Source organism: Micromonospora sp. NPDC003241 (assembly GCF_053589795.1).
The window spans coordinates 1-20,139 of the sequence record NZ_JBSFSO010000038.1; the positions used below are offsets into that span (position 1 = coordinate 1).

A 20,139-nucleotide genomic window follows, 5' to 3' on the forward strand; every position below is an offset into this window, starting at 1 on the left:
CCTGGATACCGGTGTTGTATCCAGGCCCGACTCCAACGCCGCCGGTCGTCGTCTGGACCCGGCGCGGCCCGGTGAACGATCCTGGACACCGCATTAGATCCGTACGCCGAGGGAACGGCTTGGCGACGTGAGTCGTCCTTCCTGCGTCCGGCTCACTCGGGCGGGTTGCCGACTAACGTCTTCAGGTCGGCGGCGAGCTTCTCGAGCGGTCTCGACGGCTGCAGCGGGTGGATCGCGTTCGCGTCTCGATAGAAGGCGCGGATCGGGGCGATACGCCGTCGATGCTCGACGAGGATCTGCGGCAGCTGACCGCGTGTCTCGGCGAGCCGCCGGTCCTGCCCGATGGCGTCCTCGTCGAGCGTGATCTCGATGACGATGCCTGGCGTGTGGCCGTGTTCGTCGAGTAGTTCGGCGTGCCGACGTGTGCGTGGACAGCCGTACAGCACCCAGCCCTCTGGCGATCGGTTCAGGATGTCCGTGACGAACTCTGCCTGCACCTCGTCCGGTACCAGCTCGCCGGCCTGCATGTGGGCCACGAGAACCGCCGGCCCCATCCGGTGCCCTCCTGCATTGCCGCTCGAGCAAGGCCTCCCACATTGTGCGCCGGCAGCGTCAGGGCTTCGCCGAGCCGAGCCACGGCCGTCCACGCGTCGAGCACCCCGGGCTCCACGATCACCGTCACCTTTCGCACGCTGCCTCCCACCCGCTCCCTGCCGAGCCGCCGCAGTGCTCAGGCTGTCCGGTACAGATGAATGTCGAGCGGCAGGCCGTTGCGTTCGAGGATCAGCAACAGCATCCACAGGTTCGGCACCCTACGGACCTGGACCGAGACCGGCTTCTGGGCGCCGCGGGTCGAGATCGTGAGCCGAACCCGACGCAGTCGCACCACGGCGATGTCGGAGAAGGCCGCGTACGCCCCGGCCGAGGCGATCCCGTCCGGGGTCACCGTGAGCGAACCGAATTCGACCCGGCCTGCCGACTCCAGTTCGGCGAGCACCTGCGGGAGACGGGCCGCCGCCGAGCGGCGCTCGACCTCCTCGCAGAGCTCCTCTCCGTCGACCAGCGGCGGCTTCTCCAGGTTGATTCTGGTGCCGTCGGTGAGCCGCAGCCGGCAGCGGTGCATCGTCGTCGCGCCACTCTCGGAGTACATGCGAAGGTGGTAACGCCAGATCTCGGCTATCTCGGTCCAGGCGATCGCGTGGGTGAGTCGGATGTGCTCCTCGGCGGCCAGCAGGCCGCCCTCGCACAGATAGAACCGGCGCTGGACCAGCCGCCACGTGTCCACCGCCCCCCAGCCGGCACCCAGCATGGCAGCGCCGGTCAGACCGCCCATGACCGCGATCCCCACCGTTGTGGTGACCGCGGTCATGGCGAAGCCGAAGAGTACTCCGAACCCGAGTAACGTCAATGTCGAAGTGATGTTGAGCGAGTAGGTCGGCCGGAAGGCCCGCTCCACCCGACCGAATCCGATCTCGCGCGCGGTGTCCTCTATCGAGTCTGGCAAGCCGGCCATGTCTTCAGGCTAAACCGCCCGGGCCACACCCCGAGGTTCTCAGGACGCGCCGGGTTGAGCACGGACGCTAACAGGCCCGGCAGTGCGCTGGTCCAGCCACGCGAGGATCGTCTGGTTTGTTTCTTCCGGCTTTTCCTGCTGGATCCAGTGGCCGCAATCCAGACTGACCACGTCCACGTTCGGCACGAATTCCGTCAGTCTTGCAGACCTCGCGACCGTGTCGCGGTCGCCGTAGATCATGAGGGCGGGCTGTTGGATGATCGGGTCCGCGTCCGCCAGCAGATGCCAGTTGCGGTCCAGGTTCCGGTACCAGTTCAGGCTGCCGGTGAATCCCGTCGATTCGAAGGCCGAGACGAAGACGGCCAGTTCGCCGTCGCTCAGGATGGGCTCACCGGGTGGGATTTCCATTCTGGCGAGATTGATCCATACGTTGCCCGGCTGCGGCTCCGCGAGAGGCACGTCCTTGCGGTACATGTTCCGCAGGAACTGGAACGTGTTCTCCTCGAACACGGCGTCCGCGACGCCCGGCTGCCGGTTGAAGTGCACGAAGTAGAAGTCGCTACCGAGCACCTCCTCCATGAACTCGATCCAGGGCTTGTCCCCACGCTCGAGGTACGGCAGGCTCAGGTTGATCACCTTGTTGACACGCTTCGGGTGCAACAGGGTCAGGCCCCAGACGACGGCGGCACCCCAGTCGTGGCCGATGAAGGTGGCATCGTCGTATCCGTAGTGATCGAGCAGTGCGACGAGGTCACCGGACAGGTGGGCGATGTCGTAGTCGGTGACCTCGGTGGGTCGGGACGAGTTGCCGTAGCCCCGCTGGTTCGGGACGATGACGTGGTAGCCCGCTGCCGCGAGCGCGGGCATCTGATGGCGCCAGGAGAAGGCGTGCTCCGGCCAGCCGTGACACAGCACGATCGGGTTCCCCGCGTGCTGCCGGCCGGCTTCGAAGACTTCGAGTTCCACGCCGTTGACCGAAACGCGGGTGGGCTCGGGAAAGTCGATCGTCATGCCGGCATCATGCCGACCGATACCGGTCACCTCCTGACCGGTTTTCGTGGAAGTGTTGCCGGAGTGCGAGCCGACCGGTTGATGGCCATCCTCCTGCTGCTGCAACAGCGCGAGCAGGTGACAGCGGCGGAGGTCGCCCGGGAGTTGGAGATCTCCGAGCGCACCGCCCGCCGCGACCTCGACGCCCTGGGTATGGCCGGTGTCCCGGTGTACTCGGTGCAGGGCCGGGGCGGCGGCTGGCGCCTCGTCGGCGGTGCCCGCACCGACCTGACCGGGTTGACCGCAGGTGAGACCCGCGCCCTCTTCCTGGTCGCCGGCCCGGCCTCGTCCGCGACGCCAGCCGTGAAAGCGGCGCTGCGCAAGCTTCTCCGGGCACTGCCGGAACCCTTCCGGGTGCAGGCCGAGGCGGCAGCCTCGTCGCTCGTCACGGACCCCCAGCGATGGGGGTCGAGCCGGGTCGAGCCCCGACCGCCTCGCTTCCTCGACGCGCTCCAGGACGCGGTGATCCGCGGCGTCCAGGTGCGGCTCGGCTACGTCGACCGCGAAGGCACCGAGACCGAGCGCACCGTCCATCCGCTGGGTGTCGTCGTCAAAGGCCCGTCCTGGTACCTCGTCGCCGACACCGAGGCCGGTCGGCGTACCTTCCGAATCGACCGCGTGTCGTCCGCCGACCCGACCGACGACCCCGTGCAGCGGCCCGAGGATTTCGACCTCGCCGAGAGCTGGCGCGCGATCGCCGACGAGGTCGACCGCAGACGTACGCCCCTCGAAGTCCAGGCAGTGTGCACGCCCCGAGGGATAGGCGTGCTCCGGCTGGGGTTCGGCGGTCGACTCCAGGTCGGAGGTCCCGGGACCGACGGACGCATCGAGGTCGTGATCCGCGGTAACGACGAACACACACTCGCCGGCGAACTCGCCGGGCTGGTCGAATGGATCGAGGTGACCGGCCCTCCGGGTGTGCGAGGCCATCTGGCCTCGATCGGTGACACGCTCGTCGAGCGATACGGCGGAAAGCGGCACGACGACAACCGCGGTCATCAGGATCCAGCGCACCGATGAACACCGACTGATCGCACGCCACCACGACGAGCGCCGTCTACCCGGCCCGCCTCCTCAGTCTCCGTGACGATCAGCCGTTGGCACTCCGTACTCGGCCTCAGGATTGAACCGGACACGGCGCCGCCGCGAGCGTCGGCGCCGTGTCCGGTCGGGCTGACACTGCCGGTGGTGGTCAGCTGGATCCTGAGAGCAGGTGGTCGGCGGCGCGTTGGATGCTCTGGCTGAAATAGGCGACGTCGGTGTAGACGGGGACCGGTTCCTCACCGATGTCCCAGTCGCAGTCCGAGCCGGCGCTCACGATGCCGACCTGTTCCCAGATGCCGTTGGGCAGCCGGTGCAGGGCCGGGCCACCGGAGTCGCCGGGGCAGTGGCTCTTCTGGTTCACCGACTTCGCACAGATCGTCGACCTCGGGTACTCGGGGTGTTCCTGCCACCAGGGGTCGTCGAAGCACTGCTCGTCCGGCAGGAACGGCAACTTCACCTTGTTGAGGAAGCGTTCCTGAGGGCCGCCCGACTTCTTCGTGCCCCAGCCGATCACGGTCAGCGTCTGCAACTGACGGGGCTCGGCGGCCAGCCGCACGACGGGCAGGTCAAGTGGCCGCTCCAACTTGATCACCGCCCAGTCCGGTCCATTCCACCACTCGGCTCCGCCGAGATGGGCGGTGGATCTGGTCATCGTCCGACGTGGGTGCTTGAGGTCGACGGTGCCGGAGACGACGGTCACGCTGTCGCCGGGCTGCTCGTCGACGCAGTGCTGGGCGGTGAGCACCAGTTGCGGGTGAATGAGGGTTCCACCGCAACCCACCGGCAGGAGCCGGACCATCCACGGGAACTCACCGGGCACGGCCCGTCCACCGCCGCTGATAGCGGCGGCCGGAGCGGCCGTCACCAGCACGGCGGCCGACGCCACCACGGCGATCAGGAGTCGTTTCACGCGCATCTGACACCCTTCGAAGAACTACCGGTACGGAGGTAGAACGGAACCGGAGGGCCCTTTCGTTGCACCCCGGGAGCGATCCGTCCGCAGGAACCGGCAGAGCACTGCGCAACGCGGGAGCGGCTGGCTGACGATCTACAACGCGCTGGACGAGAACGGGCTTGAGGAGGACGATCCCTCCCCGCGGTGCCGCCGACACCGCTGGGGATGAGCCGCACCTGACCGACGACCACCCCGTCAGCGGCAGGTCCGGATGTTCACGCTCCGTTGCCGCAGCCGGGCCATCCTGTGGGCCGCCGGGCGGCCGCATGCGCCACGGGTCGAACGGGAACCACGCTGTCGCGGCCGTGGCCCAGGCCTTCTGCAGGGTCTGCGGATGCGCCCCGTGGTCCGGATGACCAGCCATCTGCCGGCCGGAACGTCGATGATGTCGAGGTCGCCGGGGACCGGCGTACCCGTCGACACGGCGACCCCGTGAAGGTAGGTCAGCTCGCACCCGACACAAGCGGTGCGGAATGTGTCGGGTGACCGGGACCGGCACCGCCGCACGATGGGGGTATGGATGACACGACCTTGGTATCCCGCTTTCTTCGCGACGGCTTCGTCAAGCTGGAGGGCGCCGTCGCGCCGCGCGTGGCAGCGGACTGCGCGCGGCTGCTGTGGCGGGAGACAGGCTGCGACCCGGACGATCCAGTGACGTGGACGCAGGCTGTGCACTGGGTGCCCGGCATGGCGCAGGGGCCGTTCGCCGCCGCTCCCAACTCGCCGTTCCTCCATCACGCGTACGACCTGCTCGTCGGCGCGGGCCGCTGGGAGCCGCGTTACTCGCTGGGCACGTTCCCGTTGCGCTTCCCGCACGAAGAGGAGCCGGACGACGCAGGCTGGCACATCGAAGGCAGCTATCTCCCGGAGGGCGAGAGCTGGTACTTCACCAATGTGCGCTCCCATGGCCGGGCACTGCTGATGCTGTTCCTGTTCAGTGAGGTCGGTGAGAAGGACGCCCCGACCCGGATCCGGGTCGGCTCCCACCTCGACGTGCCGAAAGTGCTGGAGAAGTACGGGGAGGACGGTGCGAGCGGGCTGGCCCTCGCGCCCGACCTGGTGGCGGCGTCCGAGCACCGGCCGCTCGCCCTCGCCACCGGATCTCCGGGCGACGTCTTCCTGTGCCACCCGTTCCTGGTGCATGCGGCACAACCACACCACGGCGCGCGGCCTCGCTTCATGGCCCAACCGCCACTGATGCCAGCCGCACCATACGAGCTGGAGCGGGCTGATGGCGCATACTCACCCGTAGAGATCGCGATTCGTCGGGGTCTCGGAAAGGATGCCCTCGGTCCGGACGGGGACGGCACCGACCGCGACGCCGTGGCGACTCGTTCCGTCCGTTCCTGAGCGCCTGGCCGAAGGTCTCCTCGGGGGCCAGCGGCCGGTGACGTGTGGCAGGCAGGGCATGGGCGAGCACGGAGGCGGGGTAGGCGATGGTGCTGCGAGTGAGTGGCCGCAATGCGCGGTTCCAGCAGTGGGAAGCTCTCCTCGGCAACCGGACCAAGCGGCAGCGGCGTGGCGAGTTCCTCGTGCAGGGCGTGCGTCCGATCACCATGGCCGTCGAACACGGCTGGCAGATCCGGGAACTGCTCTATGACACCAGCGCTCAACTGTCCGGCTGGGCACGCGAGACCCTGGACGCGGTCCGGGCCGAGAAGTTCGCCGTCTCCCATGACCTGATGCACGACCTGGGAGGCAAGGCGGACACGGTTCCCGAGCTGCTGGCCGTGGTCGCGTTGCCGGAGGACGATCTGCGCCGTATCCCGGTCGCTCCGACCATGCTCACCGTCGTGTTCGATCGACCCACCAGCCCCGGCAACATCGGGACCCTCGTACGGTCGGCGGATGCCTTCGGCGCCGGCGGCGTCATCGTCACCGGCCACGCCGCAGACGTGTACGACCCGAAGTCGGTCCGGGCGAGCACCGGCTCGCTGTTCGCCTTGCCCGTGGTCCGGGTGCCCTCCCACCAGGCCGTTCTATCCTGGGTCGCCGACGTACGGGCCGAGGGAATCGGCATGAGCATCATCGGAACCGATGAGCGCGGCAATCTGGACGCCGCCGAGTACGACTTCACACAACCCACCCTGGCGTTGATCGGCAACGAGACCACCGGCCTCAGCTCCGGCTGGCGCGCGGCATGCGACCAGCTCGTCCGGATCCCCATGGTCGGGTCCGCCAGCTCCCTGAACGCGGCGACCGCCGCGACCGTCGTGCTGTACGAATCGGCACGCCAGCGGGCCACCGCGGCCCGGCGGTAGGGCACTGATCGCGGGCGGCCGCGCCGTACGCGCAGTTCGGTGACGCGACCAGGTCAGGCGTCGGGTGTCACTCGCGGGTGAGTCCCGGTGGTAGCGCGTCTTCGTCGGGTCGGACCCGGCGGGCGTTGGCCAGGGGGTCGCGTTGAAGGGTGTTGATCAGCGGTTCCGGGCCGCCGACGCAGGTCCAGGTGTCGTCCCAGAGTGCGGAGACCAGCCATGATCGATCGGCGGGAAAGAACAGGTCGGGTAGCGATCCGTCCCCGTGGCGCATATGACCGGTGCGCCAGGTGAGTGCCTGCTCGGGGCCGGCCTCGACCAGCACGTAGGACCAGTTCCAGTAGAGCGACACCCTGGGGGCGCGGGGAAAGACGATGTCGTGGACGCCGGTGTCGAGGTAGGCCAGCCACCAGGGCTGGTCGGGTGTCTGGGTGATGAGGTCCTCGACCAGTGCGTGTTCATAGGCGGCGACGGTGACGCCGTCGGCCTGGTGGGTCGTGGCGTACGCGTCGAAGACCGGCGGGATGGCGGTGGTGACCGACATGCCGGCAGTGGTGTGACCGGCGATCCACTCCGCGTCGGCGGCGCCGCCGATCCGCCACTCCCGCCCGTCCTTGTTGACCTGCACACCGCTATTCAAGTCGCTGTGATGACGGTTGGCGCGGGAAACAGGCTGTCCCGGCGTGGCCGACCCCATTCCGCAGGATGCGCATCACGGCAGATCGTGCGCTGCTGATCGTCCTTCCTGCGCAGGCGTTCTACGACAGACGTGTTCGACTCGCAGGCCCGCGTGCAGCCGTCCCGGGTCGGCGGTTTCGATCAACGGTGGTCGGGGGGTGCCGCTGATGAAGCGCTGAGCTGCAGCCGCTCGCGGAGCCGCCGCGCTTCGCGGCCGCGGTAGGACCGCAGGACACCTGCAAGGGTGTCGCGGACGTCCGGGTCGGGATGATCGGCAAGGTACGCCAGTTCCTCCGCACCGCCGCGTCGACCTCGACCAAGCTCACCCAACACGTCGATGATCTCGTCAGCGGTGACCGCCGCGCGCAGCCGCGTCATCAACACGCTCTTCGGCCGGACAGGCTCCTCGTCAGAGAACCGGCGGCGCACCTCGGCCACCTTGTACGCCCCACGCGGCAGACAGGCCGGACACGGGCAGGGCCGCCGACCATGGGCCGCCGGCACGTACCGCCACCCCACCCCCTGCGGCACGTCACGAACCCGACGTACCTCACCGACGCCGATCGCGCGTGGCACGAACACCTCGTAACCACGCGGATCATCGAGCTCACGCACCGCCGCAACAGCCTGCGAAGCCGTGGCCTCACGCGGCGGGGCACCGTAACGCCCAACCGCCACCGGCTGATCGTCAGACAGCCGAAACTGCACCGCGACCAACACGCCCGCATGCCAGCGCCGCAGCTCACGGACCCACTGATAGGTCAGCGTGAACGACGACAGCACCGGCATGCAGTACACGCCACGCCCGCCAGCCCACCCGTGGCTACGCGCCGCGATTCCCGAACGCTGGATGCCGCGCGCCGAACGCGCCCCGGTCACGTGCACGAACTCCGCCATCACCAGGGATGATAGCCCCCGACGGGCAGCGATGATCAACGGTTCTCGGGCACGCCCACGGGACACGAGTTTGGCATCGCCGTCTCACCCAGGCTCATTTGTGGAGCACTGGCAGATGGGATGGACCGGCGACAGACGGCCTGTTGCGCTACGAGTCGCTACAGAAGATCCAGCAAGGTCTGTATCCGTGTGGCCAGTACCAGATCCATGGCGCCTTCGACGCGGACACTGACTACGGCGCTACCCGGTGGATGCGCCAACCGCGTTACCAGCGGAGGTGTGCCTGCCAGCGGATACTCGAACCAGCTGTCGGCTGAGTCGTCGCTCGTGTCATCGAGCGCGCCGGTCAGTGCCGCCTCGTCCAGATCGTCATACGCGTAGCCGATGTAGGTGCTGATTCGCCGGAGCAACTGCACGACGTGTTCCTCGGCCACACACCCCTCGACCTGCGCCACCACGTCGTCCTGAACGGTGCTGTCCTGCGGCAGCAACCTGGGCGTCAGTAGCTGTCCCGATTGCGGGTCGTACGAGTCGAGCCCGTACAGGCTGGCGAGAGATGGAAGCACGGTGGTGCCTTCCCAGCCATAGGGCAGGTTCACCCCGACGAACCGATCGGCGAGGTCGATGCGGCCCCACGGCTGCCGCCAATCCAGATCGTGGTGCCACGGAAAGATCATGTCCGCGAGGTCCGGCCAACGGCGTAGCAACTCGGCGCGAAAAGCTAGGACACGCTCATCAGATACAAGACCGTTGGCCGTCTCGTCCGCGAGCCGGTCAGCCAGCCGGCCAGGGTCTTCGGCTGCTCCGGACGGCCAGAAGTACAGGTCGTAGCTCACCCGCAGCAGCGTAGCGACCTCCAGATCGACGCATCCTCCTCAGCAGAGCTGAGCGTTCGCGCCCCGCGAGGGCGTTCCGGTCGGCAAGCGACAGGCGCCATCCGACACGGCGTGACGCGCGGATGACGACATGCGGGTATCCGATAACACGTGGCTCTCGAGTCGCTCAGGGGAGAAGGTGACGCCCCTCCCAGGTTCCGTGCTCGGACAGAGGGCGGAACCGCATGAAAGCGGACTCGTGGTGGAAGTCCCGGCGATGCTGTTCAGCCATGGCGACGGTATGGGTATGTGCCTGTGGGACGGCGCTGCGGCCGTGAACCATGTCGGTCATCTCGCGGACGCTGCGCCAGATCGTGAAGGTGGAGAACGTGTGTGGCGGGCGTACCGCTGCGGTGGCGAACGTGGTGCCGGGGTGGGCGGCGACCAGGCGTTCGACCGGCCGCCCCCACTTCAGGAACCGGGGTAGTTCGAGAAACTTGAGCCGGGCGAGGGTGACGGCCACAATCGACTCCTCCGGGTCCCACCGGCCCGCCTGCACCGGCAGGCCAGCGAACGCGGCCAACCCGCCGTAACGCCGCAGGTACTGCAAACGCACATGCCATCCGCCGTCGAGCCGTCGGCCTAGATCGTCGTCTGCGAGGAACCGCTCCAACGCCGATTCGTCGTCCCATTCGGCGAACATCGCAAGGCGTCGCAGCTGCATCCGTTCACCGACAACGCCGGGGAGCCCAGCCGCATGAGCGCGAGACATTCGGCGTGCCGCAGCCCAGCTGCCCGAGGTCTGCGACGCATGGTGCGCAAGGTCAAGGCCGGCGGAAGCAGTGCGAGATGGAACGAGTGCATCATCGGCCCATCGTCCCAGTCGTCCGGACGCTGCCCCTCCGGCGGCGACCTGCCGCTACGGTGCGTTGCCGTTCGACAACCCGCGACAAGAACCGGCGCGCGATCATTGACATCCGGAAGCCGGCCGGACCGTGCCACCTGTACGTGACGTCGAGTCCTCGGTATCCGACTCGTCGTCGGGCGCCCTACGAGCGCGACACGGCTCAGTAGCCGAGCAGGGCGATGATCAGGGAGGAGGCGGCGGCCGTGAGGAGCACGCTGCCGGTGCCGACCCCGGTGACCGCGCTGACCGGCAGGGCTCGGTTGCGGGCCACCGGGACGGCGGCGAGCGAGACCAGCGTGATCAGCGCCGCCACCACGTGGATCAGTGGGTAGCCGATCAGGGCGGCAACCGGGAACAGGTGTACGCCGACGACGAACGCGATCCAGGCCGGGATGATGTCGCGGCGGCGTACGGCGGCGAGGATGCCGGCTCCGAGTGCGGCGAGTCCGAATTCGATGCCGACCACGATGCCGAAGGTGCGGCTGGTCTCCGCGGTGAACGCCGTGCCATCCGACCAGTGCCGCCAGGTCACGAGCGCCCCGACCACCAGCACGAGCACCGACGCGATCGAGGCGGCGACGAGTGGCTTGCGCCAGCGCGGTGGAGGTGCTTCCTGTGCCCACCCGAACCAACTGGAGGCGAAGAATCCGAAGACGACAGCGGTGGCTGCCGCATCGCGGACGTATTCGGCGATCATCAATCTCCATCGGTGGGGGCGGCTCTGCCGTAGGAAGCTACCAGGCGGTCAGGCCCTGACCGGGCGGTCTACCCCGGGCAGCCTGGATGCATCGCCTCGCTCGCGACCAGGAATCGTGAGGACGACACGACCACGGCTTGCGCCGCGGCGTCTCGACCTCAAGGGCCAAGATCGAGCTGCCGTACGGTGCCGCGTCCTGCCGATCATGAAATGACAGACTGCCGCCGCTAAGTTGTGACCGTGCTGGTGGTCAACCTGGTGGAGAAGTTCGGCGCGGACGACCTCCTGGAGCGGTCGTGGGTCCTGCCGCCGGGTGTCGTGGAGCCACTTCGGGCGCACGTCGACATGACGCTCGATGGTTGGATCATGAACGTGTGGCCGATGACGTCGGACGTCGCGGTCATCACGCAACCCTGGGTCGACGAGCCCATCGATGTCGGGTCAGGTGCCTGGTTCGTCAGTTCCTGTGTAACGGCCGGGTAAGACGGCGGCACTTTTGCCTGCACCCGGACACCGGAGAGACGGCTCCGCAACCCGGTGTTCACGTACCGGCTCGTAGCTGCCGGGTCCGAAGGTTCCTGATCCGCGAGGCTCTACCCGTGGAGATCGGCGATCGCATCGGCAGGCGCACCGTGAAACGGGCGCCTCGGGCCGGATGGCCCTCGGCCTCGATGGTGCCGTGGTGGCTCGTGACGACTTCCTGGAGCAGGGCCAGTCCGAGGCCGAATCGGCGGTCGCCGGAGCCTGGGCCGCGGTGGAACCGGTCGAAGATCCGTCTGGCGTCCGCCTGGTCGAACCCTATTCCGGTGTCGGCGATGACGAGTTCGGCGCAGTTGTCGACGGTCCGCAGCGTCACGGTGATCCGGCCTCCTGCGGGGGTGTGGGTCAGCGCGTTCGCCAGAAGTTCGCCGACGACACGGCGCAGGGCCGACTCGACGCCGGGCACCGGCAGTGGGTCGGTGGGGGTGTCCAGGGTGAGGGTGATCTGTCGTTCGGCGGCGCGTTCGGTCTCGGCGGCGACCGTCGTGGTGATCAGTGAGGTGAGGTCGACCGGCGGGTCTGGTGGCCGGTCGGCGGGAGCGGCGGCAAGGCGGGCCGAGAGCAGCAGGTCGTCGACGACTTCGCCGAGCCGGCGGGTGGTGCCGATGAGCCGTTCCAGGTCGTCGAGGTTCGTGGTGGTGCCGTCGTTGCGGGCTCGTCGGGCGATCAGTTGGGCTCGGGTGTGTACCTGGGCGATCGGGGTGCGCAGTTCGTGGCTGGCGTCGGCGACGAAGCGGCGTTGTCGGGTCAGTGCTTCGGCGAGGGGTGCGACGGCCCGGCGTCCGACGATGACCCCGGTCAGCATGGCGGCGAGTAGTCCGACCGCTGCGGCGAGGCTGAGGGCGAGCAGGAGGTGTCGGCGGTCGGAGAGTTGGAAGCGGGCGTCGAACACGGCCTGGATCACGCGGTCGCCGCGGGCTTCGGTGCGGATGTGGTAGGTGGTGCCGTTGCGCGTGAGCGTGGTGGTCTCGGTGGTCCCGGTGGTCGCCACGGTGTCCAGTGCGTCGGTCAACGGGAAGCCCGGTGGTGGTGGGTTGAGGCCCGTCTGCACGGTCATGCCGTCGTAGTGGAAGATCCAGCTGCAGGCGGGTGGGCCGGCGATCGTGCCGTGTGCGGTGCCCCACGCCAGCTCGCGCTGGATCTGAGCTTCCTGGCTGTGGACCAGCAGTGCGTAGGAGATGCCGCCGGCCAGGAGCAGGAGGGCACCGATGGTCAGGCCGACGAGCAGGCCGATGCGGAGTCGGGTCCGTCGGAGGATCGCGTGGTCGGTTGCCTCCATCAGAGCGTGCCGAGGCGGTAGCCGAGGCCGTGCACGGTGCGGATGACCGCACGGCCGAGTTTGCGGCGGAGGTAGTAGACGTAGGTGTCCACGATCGATGCCGCGGCGGCTTCTTCGAAGACCTCGCGGCGCAGGGTGGTGCGGGGGTGGACGGTGCTCGGTTGGGCTGCCAGGACCCGCAGTAGCTCGAATTCACGGGTGGACAGGGCTACCCGGGTGCCGTCGGGCAGGACCGCGTCGCGGGGTGCGAGGTCGAGGAGTCCGGCGCCGATGCGGAGTACGTGGGTCGGTTCGGTCGCGCGTCGGCACAGTGCCCGGACGCGGGCGCTGAGTTCGTCGAGGTCGAAGGGCTTGATCAGGTAGTCGTCGGCGCCTGCGTCGAGTCCGGCGATCCGGTCGCCGACGGTGCCGAGCGCGGTGAGCATCAGGGTCCGGGCGGGGATCGCACGGGCGCGGAGCCGGGTGACGAGGTCGAGGCCGTCGAGTGCGGGCAGCTTACGGTCGATGACCATCACGTCGTAGGGTCGGGTGAGCCCGAGATGGAGTCCGCGGTGGCCGTCGGAGGCCCGGTCGACGAGGTAGCCTTCGTGGCCCAGCGTCTCGGTGAGTAACTCGGTCAGGTCGTCGTCGTCCTCGACCAGCAGTAGCCGGTTCGATCTTTCCCCCCGCATGCGTCAACGATCCCATAGATCAGTGCCGATGCAATAACCAATAGTTGTCTCTTCAACTATGTGAAACCGCCATCGCGGACGGGTGTGTGGAGTCGGAGCGTCGGGCTTCCCGGCGTGCGATCCAGCTCAGCATCGGCGTGGTCATCAGGGTGGTGACCAGCGCGACCAGGACCAGCACGGTGAACAGGGCCGGGTTCACGATGCCCGCCTCCAACCCGACGTTGAGCGCGATGAGCTGCATCAGGCCGCGGGCGTTCATCAGCGCGCCGACGCGTAACGCGACACCCGACGGCTCTCCGCGGAGTCTGGCCGCGGCCCAGCAGGCGCCGAACTTGCCGACGATCGCCGCGGTCACGCAGGCCAGCGCGAAGAGCAGCACCGGCGGTGACCCGAGGAGTCCGAATTCCGTACGCAGTCCGGAGTAGGTGAAGAACAGCGGGAGGAAGAGCGTCGCCGCGACGGGGGTGAGGGTGTCCACCACCGTGTCGGTGTTGTCGGTACGGGGCATCACCACGCCGACGGCGAACGCGCCGAAGACCGCGTACAGCCCGATCTCGTCGGTGTACCAGGCGACCAGGAAGAGCAGGGCGACGGTGCCGAGCAGTCGGGCGCGGTCGTTGAGGCCACGGTGGGTCATCAGCGCGGTGGTGAGCGGACGTCCGCCGAGCCAGAGCAGCAGTCCGAACAGGAGTGTGCCGCCGGCGGTGACGATCGCGGGACCGGCGCGGCCGGAGGCGACGGCCAGGACGGCGGCGAGCATGATCCAGGCGGCCATGTCGTCTATCGCGCCGCTGGCCAGGGAGAGTGTGCCGTGCCGGGTGCCGGCGTGGCCGTGTTCGGTGATGATGCGGGCCAGCATCGGGAACGCGGTGATGGCCAGGGCGACGCCGACGAACGCGGCGGAGACCCCGAGTGAGGTGCCGTCGGCTCTGATCGGGACGGCGTCGGCGGTCACCAGGACCAGCAGCACCCCCAGCAGGAGCGGCGCGGCGACCCCGGCCAGGGAGATCACTCCGGCGGTGCCGGCGAGGCCGGTCACGCGGTGGGCGCTGAAGGCGTAGCCGGCCTGGAACATGAACAGCACCAGGCCGACCTGACCGACGATGTAGAGGACCGGCAGCAGGGGGGCCGGGAACAGGGCGTTCTGCACGTCGGGCAGGAGGAGTCCGAGCAGCGACGGACCGAGGAGTACGCCGGCGAGCATCTCGCTGACCACGGCGGGCTGGCCGGCTTTGCCGAGGAGCCAGGCGACGCCTCTGCAGAAGATCAGGATCACCGTGACGGCGATGAAGAACCGTGGTGCCAGCTCGGTGGGGGTCATCGGACCGCCTTCTCGAAGTAGGTGGTGCACAAGCGTTTCCGGCGAGCGTCGACGACCATGAAGGTGCCGAAGACCAGTTGTCGGACACTGCGGCCCACGTCGGCCCACCGGTCCCGCAGCCGCATGGCGGCCAGCCGCAGTCGCCCCGGACCGGTGCACCCGGCCGGGGTCAGGTAGGCCGGGCCTCGGCTGGGCAGCGATCGGGTGTGTGAGGCCGAGGAGGTCAGGACGTACCGGCGCAGGACCTCGCGGGTCGCGGCGCGCATCATCACCGGCGCGGTGCCACGGGCCGGGCAGGCCCGGTTGGCGGGGACGCCGAACGGGATGAAGTGTGTGTCGCCGCGGGCGAGCGTGCGCCACCGGTCCGGGGCGAACCTGCCGTCGGCGGCGGCTCCCCCTCGGTGGAAGGCCGGATAGTTGAACAGCAGCACCGACCCGGTGGGCAGGGACACCCCGGTGGGCAGGTCGATCGGCGCCGTGGTGATCCGATGGGCGACGCCGAAGAGCGGGTAGACCCGCAGTGTCTCGTCGATGATCCGGTCCAGCGCGTCGTCGTCGGGATCGTGTTGGAGTTCGGGATGGGTGGCCAGCGCCAGCAGCACGTGCGCCATCGCCTCGGACATCTGCACGATCGCGGTGTTGAAGAAGGCGCCCTGTAGGTACCAGGCGGTGTCCTGGGCGGAGAACGGGGGCGGCAGTGTCACCGGACACGTTCCCGCCTCGATCCGGTCGCGCAGGTATCGGGTCAACCGGTCGCGTCGGTGCATGTGTCGCGGCCCGAGGCACTTGAGCGCGGTGACCACGTCGTCGGCGTTGGCGACGATCAGCGCCCGGGTGGCGGGTGTGGCCACCTCGTCGAAGACCAGCTCGTGGTAGACCTCGGCCCACACCGGCATCATCAGGTCGCGCAGGCGGACGTGGCTGGTCCCGTCGGTGGGCAGTTCGTCGAGCGCTCGGCGGGTGGCGGCGGTGGCGAGGGCGTCGGCGCGTTCTCGGCGGATGGCCAGGACCCGTCTGGTGGTGGCGGCGACCGTCCGGTAGCGCTCGCCCGGCTCCAGGTGTTCCTGGTGCATGTGCGGCCCGGGTGCCAGCCAGTACCAGAACAGGTCCGACAGCCCGGCGCCCCGGCTGCGGCCGTCGGCGGCCGGGTCGGCGTACACCCGCTCGAAATGGTCCATTCCGACGGTGGGGCCGGGGATCGGAATGCCCTCGCTGCCGTTGACTCTGGCGAAGACCCATTCCCGGAGCCGGACGACGGCCGGTGGCAGCCAGTGCGGGACGCTCCAGGCCGCGCCGCCCACCGCCAGGACGGTCAGGACGGTCGGGGTGCTCATCCGGGGGCCGCCGTGGTGACGAGGTCGGCGGTGAGGTCGCCGGGCCGCGCGGCGCCGGCCAGCGCCAACGCCCGGTCGAGGTCGGCGTGCAGCAGGTCGAGTACGTGCCGTACGCCGGCGCTGCCACCCACCGCGAGTCCCCAGAGGACCGGGCGTCCGATCAGCACCGCGGTCGCGCCGAGTGCGAGCGCCACCAGGATGTCGGTTCCTCGGCGGATGCCGCCGTCGATCAGCACCGGTAGTCGGCCTTCGACGGCGGCCACGATCCCGGGCAACGCGTCGAGGGTGGCGACCGCTGCGTCGAGTTGTCGGCCGCCGTGATTGGAGACCAGCACACCGTCGACGCCGTGTGCGACGGCCAGCCGGGCGTCGGCCGGGTGCAGGACGCCCTTGAGCAGGATCGGCAGCGTCGTCAGCTCCCGCAGCCAGCCGATGCGCTCCCAGTCCAGTGCGGCGTTCATCTCGATGTCGCGGACCCGGCCGCTCGGGTCGCGCATGTTCTCGCAGACCAGGCCGGTCGGCAGGTCGACGAAGCGGTGCCGCAGGTCGCGTTCGCGCCGGCCGAACACGGGCGAGTCGACCGTGACGACCAGGGCGCGGCAGCCGGCGGCCTCGGCCCGCCGGACCAGGGCTGCGGTGAAGCCGAGATCCGACTGTGGATAGAGCTGGAACCACAGCGGCCCGCCAGTGGCGGCGATCTCCTCGATCGGCCGGGTGGCGGCCATGCTGACCACCATGATCGTGCCGGCGTCGGCGGCGGCGCGCGCGGTGGCCACCTCTCCCTCGGGGTGGGCCAGCTGGTGGAAGGCGGTCGGCGCGATCAGCACCGGCATCGAGAGTCGACTACCGAGAAGCGAGATCCGCAGGTCGCGGTCGCGGGTCCCGCGCAGGATCCGGGGCAGGATCCAGCGTCGGGCGAAGGCGTCCTCGTTGCCGCGCAGCGTCCGTTCGTCGCCGGCCCCGCCGGCGACGAAGTCCCAGTGCACCGGGTCGAGGCGACGCCGCGCGCCGTCGGCCACGTCGGCCAGGTTGAGCTGCGTCCCGTCCAGCGTGAGCATGTCAGCCCTGTGCACTGCTCAGGCAGCGGTCGAGGAACGCGGTCAGCGGCGCGATGTGGACGTCGGGCCGGTCCCACCGGTTCTCCAGGTTTTCCGCCAGGTGGTGGGTGGCCACGACCTGCCCGCCCCGGTGGTAGCGGACGACGGGGTGCAGGTAGGCGGCGGCGTGGGCCTGGCCGACGACGTTCTGGGCCACCCGGCTGACCGTGATGTCGAACGGATCGACCTGGTCGTGCTCGGGGCCGTACTCCAGGGTCACGACGAAGGCGTGCCGGTAGTCGTGGTCGGTGGTGCGCAGGCCGGTCTCGGTGAAGTAGTCGACCGGTACCTCGTCGTGGTAGCGCGCGTGCGGTCCGGCCACGGTGACCACGTCGGCGAGGAAGCCGAACTGCTGCCACAGGGCGGAGGTGCGGTTGACGCGGGCGATGACGGCGTCGGTGATCGACTGCGCGGTGGCGTCGAGCGTGGCCGACGGCCAGGGCGTGTCGTCGTACCGTCGTTCGAGGATCTTGTGCAGGGCGCGGACGGCGTACCGGAAGCCGTGGATGAATCCGCTGGTGGAGCGTTTGAAGTCGCGTTGCTGGGTGAGGGTACCGGCGAAGTAGAGGTCGGGGACGTTCACCGATTCCCAGGCGGAGGTCTGGGCCGGGAAGCGGTCCTTGATCGTCAGTTCCGGGCGGCAGGTGTCGTCGAAGATCGACGGGTCGAAGGCGAATCCGGTGCAGGCGAGCACCCGGTCGTACCAGAGTTCCTTGGTCACCTCGTCGGCGCGGGAGAACGCGAAGGTGACCCGGAAGCCGGTGCCGTCGCGCTCGATGCGTCGGACGTCGCCGTCCAGGATCGCGTTCGCCGACTTCAGCTGGTAGGTGTCCAGGAAGTTGTTGTTGACCGCGCGCAGATGCCCCACGTAGTGGGTCCGCCAGGCCATCCGGACCGAACTCGGCCCGGCGAGATGGATCAGGGTGGTGGTCTCCATCAGGTTGTCCGCGGTCTCGAACGCGGAGTTTCCCTTGCCGATGATCAGCACCTTCTGGTCGAGGTAGTCGCGCGGGTCCACGGACATGTCCGCGTACTGTTCGGCGAGTTCCAGGCCCGGGATCGGCGGGGTGTACGGCCGGGAGACGCCGGTGGCGACGATGAGGCGCCGCGCCCGGTAGGTCTGCCCGGCCTGGACCTCGAAGATGCCGTCGACCTTGGCGACCGAGGTCACCCGGGAGTCGTAGCGGACCTCCACGCCCGTCTTCGCGGCGAAGTCGGCCAGGTAGCGCAGCATCACGTCGGCGTCCGGGAAGTACCGCTCGGTGTAGCCGGTGAACCGCAGCGCCGGATCGTCGCTGAGCAGCGAGTTCCAGTCCAGCCGCAGGTTCGCCTCGGGGTCGTCCGAGCCGGTGTGCGGCTTGTTGATGGAGATCAGTTGCCGGTGGCGGGGATAGCGGGCGAAGAACGCCCCCGGGATGTCCGCGCCCTCCAGCACCAGATAGTCGCGCCTACCGTCGGCCTCCAGCAGGGCGGCGAGCTGCAGGCCGGCCGGCCCGGCCCCGATGATCAGGTAGTCAAGCGTCACAGCGGCCACCTCACTGAAGAGAGTTCGGAGAAACGTCGACAGTCGCGATGACGTCGGCGGCGCGCCGTACGTCACCGTCCAACGGCCGGTCCAGGTCGACCGGCGGTACGGCCGCGACCAGCGCGGCCAGCACCTCGGCGCAGCCGGGCGCGGTGGGTGCACGCGCACCGACGTACGCCGCCTGGCGCAGCCCCACCGCGAGCGACCCGACGAGCAGGTGCAGCAGCCGGGCCTGGTCCAGCGCCCGCAGCGCGGCCTGGGTGCCCAGCGGGATGACGTCCTGGTTGTACAGGTTGGTCGGCAGGCTCTGCATGCTCGCGGGCACGGCGTCACGGCGGATCTCGGCGACCATCGCGGTCGAGGCCAGTTGCACGCCCTGTAGTCCGTGCTGCTGCCCTGGTCCGGCGGCCAGCATCGGTGGCAGGCCGCCGTTGCGGTGCGGGTCGACGAGCAGGTCGAGTTGACGTTCGGCGAGGTTGCCGACCTGCGCCACGACCATCGACAGCAGGTCGGCGGCGAACGCGGCCGGCTGGCCGAAGAAGTTACCGCCGTGCACGACGAGGTCCTCGTCGGGAAAGAACAACGGGTTGTCGCTGACGCCGTCGAGGTCGGCGGTGACGACGGAGTCGACGTAGCGCAGGGCGTCCTCGGCCGCGCCGAGCAGCTGCGGTGCACAGCGGATGCTGTAGGGCTCCTGCAGTGGGCGTGTGCCGGACGGCACGAGCCCGGCGCTGACCCGGCGCATGTACGCGCCCACGTCGATCGCGCCCGGATGGCCGTAGGCCCGGAGGAGTCGGGCGTCGAGGAACTGCGGGTCGCTGCCGAGCAGGTCGGCGAGCAGGCAGGTGAGCACCTGGACCGCCCGGTGTGAGGCGCGCACCGAGTCCAGGGCGAGCGCCGCCGCCGCAGTGGTCAGCGACGTGCCGTTGACCAGGGCCAGGGCGTCACGGCCGTCCAGGGGCAGTGGTGTCAGACCGGCCTTCTCCAGCGCCTCGGCGGCGGGCAGTCGTACCCCGTCGAGGTAGGCGTACCCGCGGCCGCGCAGGGCCTGGGCGGCCGCGCCGAGCGGGATCAGGTCGCCGCTGGCGCCGACCGATCCCAGCCGGGGCACCGCGGGGACGAACGTGGTCGCGAGCATCGCGGTGAGGGCGTCGATGACGTGCGGGGACACCCCCGAGGCGCCCCGGGCCAGCGACCGGGCCCGGATCAGCAGGGTCGCGCGGACGACCTCCGGTCCGAGGTCCGGGCCCTGCCCCGCACCGAGGTGCGCGAGCGTGTTGTCGGCCTGGTCGCGCAGCTCGGCCCGTCCCGCGTACCCCACCAGGGCACCGAAGCCGGTGGTGGCGCCGTACACCGCGCGGTCGTCGCCGAGCACGTCGGACAGGAACGCGCGGGCGGTCGCGACCCGGTGCCGGACCTGCGGCCCGACCACGACCGTGACCGGATCGCGCGCGGCGCTCAGGTCGGCGATCCGCAGCGGGGCGGCGAGATCTACCTCTCTCGTCATGCGACCGGACCCTAGAGACGGAATCTCAGAACGCTCTGAGATCGGGTCGTT

General features: G+C 69.4%; 20 protein-coding genes. 4 read left to right on the plus strand and 16 right to left on the minus strand.

Annotated elements, in window-relative coordinates:
- Window positions 1-152: 152 nt before the first annotated feature.
- From ACWDVW_RS24635 to ACWDVW_RS24645, 3 genes are all read right to left on the minus strand, one after another.
- Window positions 153-527, minus strand: coding sequence for a nucleoside monophosphate kinase (locus ACWDVW_RS24635; protein ID WP_449953063.1), 375 nt, complete (start codon window positions 525-527; stop codon window positions 153-155).
- A 203-nt stretch (window positions 528-730) separates the two neighbouring features.
- Window positions 731-1,513: a DUF6585 family protein gene (locus tag ACWDVW_RS24640; protein WP_449953066.1), complete on the minus strand. Its 783-nt coding sequence runs from the start codon at window positions 1,511-1,513 to the stop codon at window positions 731-733.
- 39 nt (window positions 1,514-1,552) lie between these two features.
- Window positions 1,553-2,479: an alpha/beta fold hydrolase gene (locus ACWDVW_RS24645; RefSeq protein ID WP_449953069.1), complete on the minus strand. Its 927-nt coding sequence runs from the start codon at window positions 2,477-2,479 to the stop codon at window positions 1,553-1,555.
- Between ACWDVW_RS24645 and ACWDVW_RS24650 the strand changes: the two genes are divergently transcribed.
- Window positions 2,444-3,583, plus strand: coding sequence for a helix-turn-helix transcriptional regulator (locus tag ACWDVW_RS24650; protein WP_449953072.1), 1,140 nt, complete (start codon window positions 2,444-2,446; stop codon window positions 3,581-3,583). The genes ACWDVW_RS24645 and ACWDVW_RS24650 overlap by 36 nt on opposite strands.
- 172 nt (window positions 3,584-3,755) lie before the next feature.
- Here the strand turns inward: ACWDVW_RS24650 and ACWDVW_RS24655 are convergent, their stop codons facing one another.
- Entirely contained in the window at window positions 3,756-4,517 is a 762-nt protein-coding gene (locus tag ACWDVW_RS24655; protein WP_449953075.1) for a S1 family peptidase, read from the minus strand.
- Between the two features lie 561 nt (window positions 4,518-5,078).
- Here ACWDVW_RS24655 and ACWDVW_RS24660 point away from each other — a divergent pair.
- Window positions 5,079-5,912 carry a phytanoyl-CoA dioxygenase family protein gene (locus tag ACWDVW_RS24660; protein ID WP_449953078.1) on the plus strand — a complete coding sequence of 278 codons (834 nt, stop codon included), beginning with the start codon at window positions 5,079-5,081 and terminating at the stop codon, window positions 5,910-5,912.
- Between the two features lie 86 nt (window positions 5,913-5,998).
- A complete protein-coding gene (locus ACWDVW_RS24665; RefSeq protein WP_449953081.1) occupies window positions 5,999-6,823 on the plus strand; it encodes a TrmH family RNA methyltransferase in 825 nt (274 codons plus the stop codon).
- A 67-nt stretch (window positions 6,824-6,890) separates the two neighbouring features.
- Here ACWDVW_RS24665 and ACWDVW_RS24670 read toward each other — a convergent pair whose 3' ends face one another.
- The 5 genes from ACWDVW_RS24670 to ACWDVW_RS24690 form a co-directional block, all read right to left on the minus strand.
- Window positions 6,891-7,448, minus strand: a complete 558-nt coding sequence (locus ACWDVW_RS24670) for a hypothetical protein (RefSeq protein ID WP_449953084.1) — start codon at window positions 7,446-7,448, stop codon at window positions 6,891-6,893.
- Window positions 7,449-7,639: 191 nt separating this feature from the next.
- Complete coding sequence (locus ACWDVW_RS24675) at window positions 7,640-8,395, minus strand: HEAT repeat domain-containing protein (protein WP_449953087.1); 756 nt, start codon at window positions 8,393-8,395, stop codon at window positions 7,640-7,642.
- Between the two features lie 158 nt (window positions 8,396-8,553).
- Complete coding sequence (locus ACWDVW_RS24680) at window positions 8,554-9,231, minus strand: hypothetical protein (protein WP_449953090.1); 678 nt, start codon at window positions 9,229-9,231, stop codon at window positions 8,554-8,556.
- Window positions 9,232-9,397: 166 nt separating this feature from the next.
- On the minus strand, window positions 9,398-9,934 hold the full coding sequence (locus tag ACWDVW_RS24685; protein ID WP_449953093.1) for a hypothetical protein: 537 nt from the start codon (window positions 9,932-9,934) through the stop codon (window positions 9,398-9,400).
- 343 nt (window positions 9,935-10,277) lie between these two features.
- On the minus strand, window positions 10,278-10,814 hold the full coding sequence (locus ACWDVW_RS24690) for a hypothetical protein (protein WP_449953096.1): 537 nt from the start codon (window positions 10,812-10,814) through the stop codon (window positions 10,278-10,280).
- Window positions 10,815-11,054: 240 nt separating this feature from the next.
- Between ACWDVW_RS24690 and ACWDVW_RS24695 the strand changes: the two genes are divergently transcribed.
- Window positions 11,055-11,297 (plus strand): hypothetical protein, encoded by a 243-nt coding sequence (locus tag ACWDVW_RS24695; RefSeq protein ID WP_449953102.1) that lies wholly within the window; start codon window positions 11,055-11,057, stop codon window positions 11,295-11,297.
- A gap of 58 nt (window positions 11,298-11,355) precedes the next feature.
- Here ACWDVW_RS24695 and ACWDVW_RS24700 read toward each other — a convergent pair whose 3' ends face one another.
- The 7 genes from ACWDVW_RS24700 to ACWDVW_RS24730 are packed head-to-tail and all read right to left on the minus strand — an operon-like array spanning window position 11,356 to window position 20,088.
- Entirely contained in the window at window positions 11,356-12,633 is a 1,278-nt protein-coding gene (locus ACWDVW_RS24700; protein ID WP_449953104.1) for a sensor histidine kinase, read from the minus strand.
- The gene (locus ACWDVW_RS24705; RefSeq protein WP_449953107.1) at window positions 12,633-13,304 is read right to left on the minus strand and encodes a response regulator transcription factor; all 672 of its coding nucleotides are present in this window, start codon (window positions 13,302-13,304) and stop codon (window positions 12,633-12,635) included. Before ACWDVW_RS24705 ends, ACWDVW_RS24700 begins: the two co-directional genes overlap by 1 nt.
- 52 nt (window positions 13,305-13,356) lie before the next feature.
- On the minus strand, window positions 13,357-14,625 hold the full coding sequence (locus ACWDVW_RS24710; protein ID WP_449953109.1) for a cation:proton antiporter: 1,269 nt from the start codon (window positions 14,623-14,625) through the stop codon (window positions 13,357-13,359).
- On the minus strand, window positions 14,622-15,959 hold the full coding sequence (locus tag ACWDVW_RS24715) for a cytochrome P450 (protein ID WP_449953112.1): 1,338 nt from the start codon (window positions 15,957-15,959) through the stop codon (window positions 14,622-14,624). Before ACWDVW_RS24715 ends, ACWDVW_RS24710 begins: the two co-directional genes overlap by 4 nt.
- Window positions 15,956-17,017: an alpha-hydroxy acid oxidase gene (locus ACWDVW_RS24720; RefSeq protein ID WP_449953115.1), complete on the minus strand. Its 1,062-nt coding sequence runs from the start codon at window positions 17,015-17,017 to the stop codon at window positions 15,956-15,958. Before ACWDVW_RS24720 ends, ACWDVW_RS24715 begins: the two co-directional genes overlap by 4 nt.
- Before the next feature lies 1 nt (window position 17,018).
- Window positions 17,019-18,581, minus strand: coding sequence for an NAD(P)-binding domain-containing protein (locus ACWDVW_RS24725; RefSeq protein ID WP_449953118.1), 1,563 nt, complete (start codon window positions 18,579-18,581; stop codon window positions 17,019-17,021).
- A gap of 10 nt (window positions 18,582-18,591) precedes the next feature.
- A complete protein-coding gene (locus ACWDVW_RS24730) occupies window positions 18,592-20,088 on the minus strand; it encodes an aromatic amino acid ammonia-lyase (RefSeq protein ID WP_449953120.1) in 1,497 nt (498 codons plus the stop codon).
- Between the last annotated feature and the right edge of the window lie 51 nt (window positions 20,089-20,139).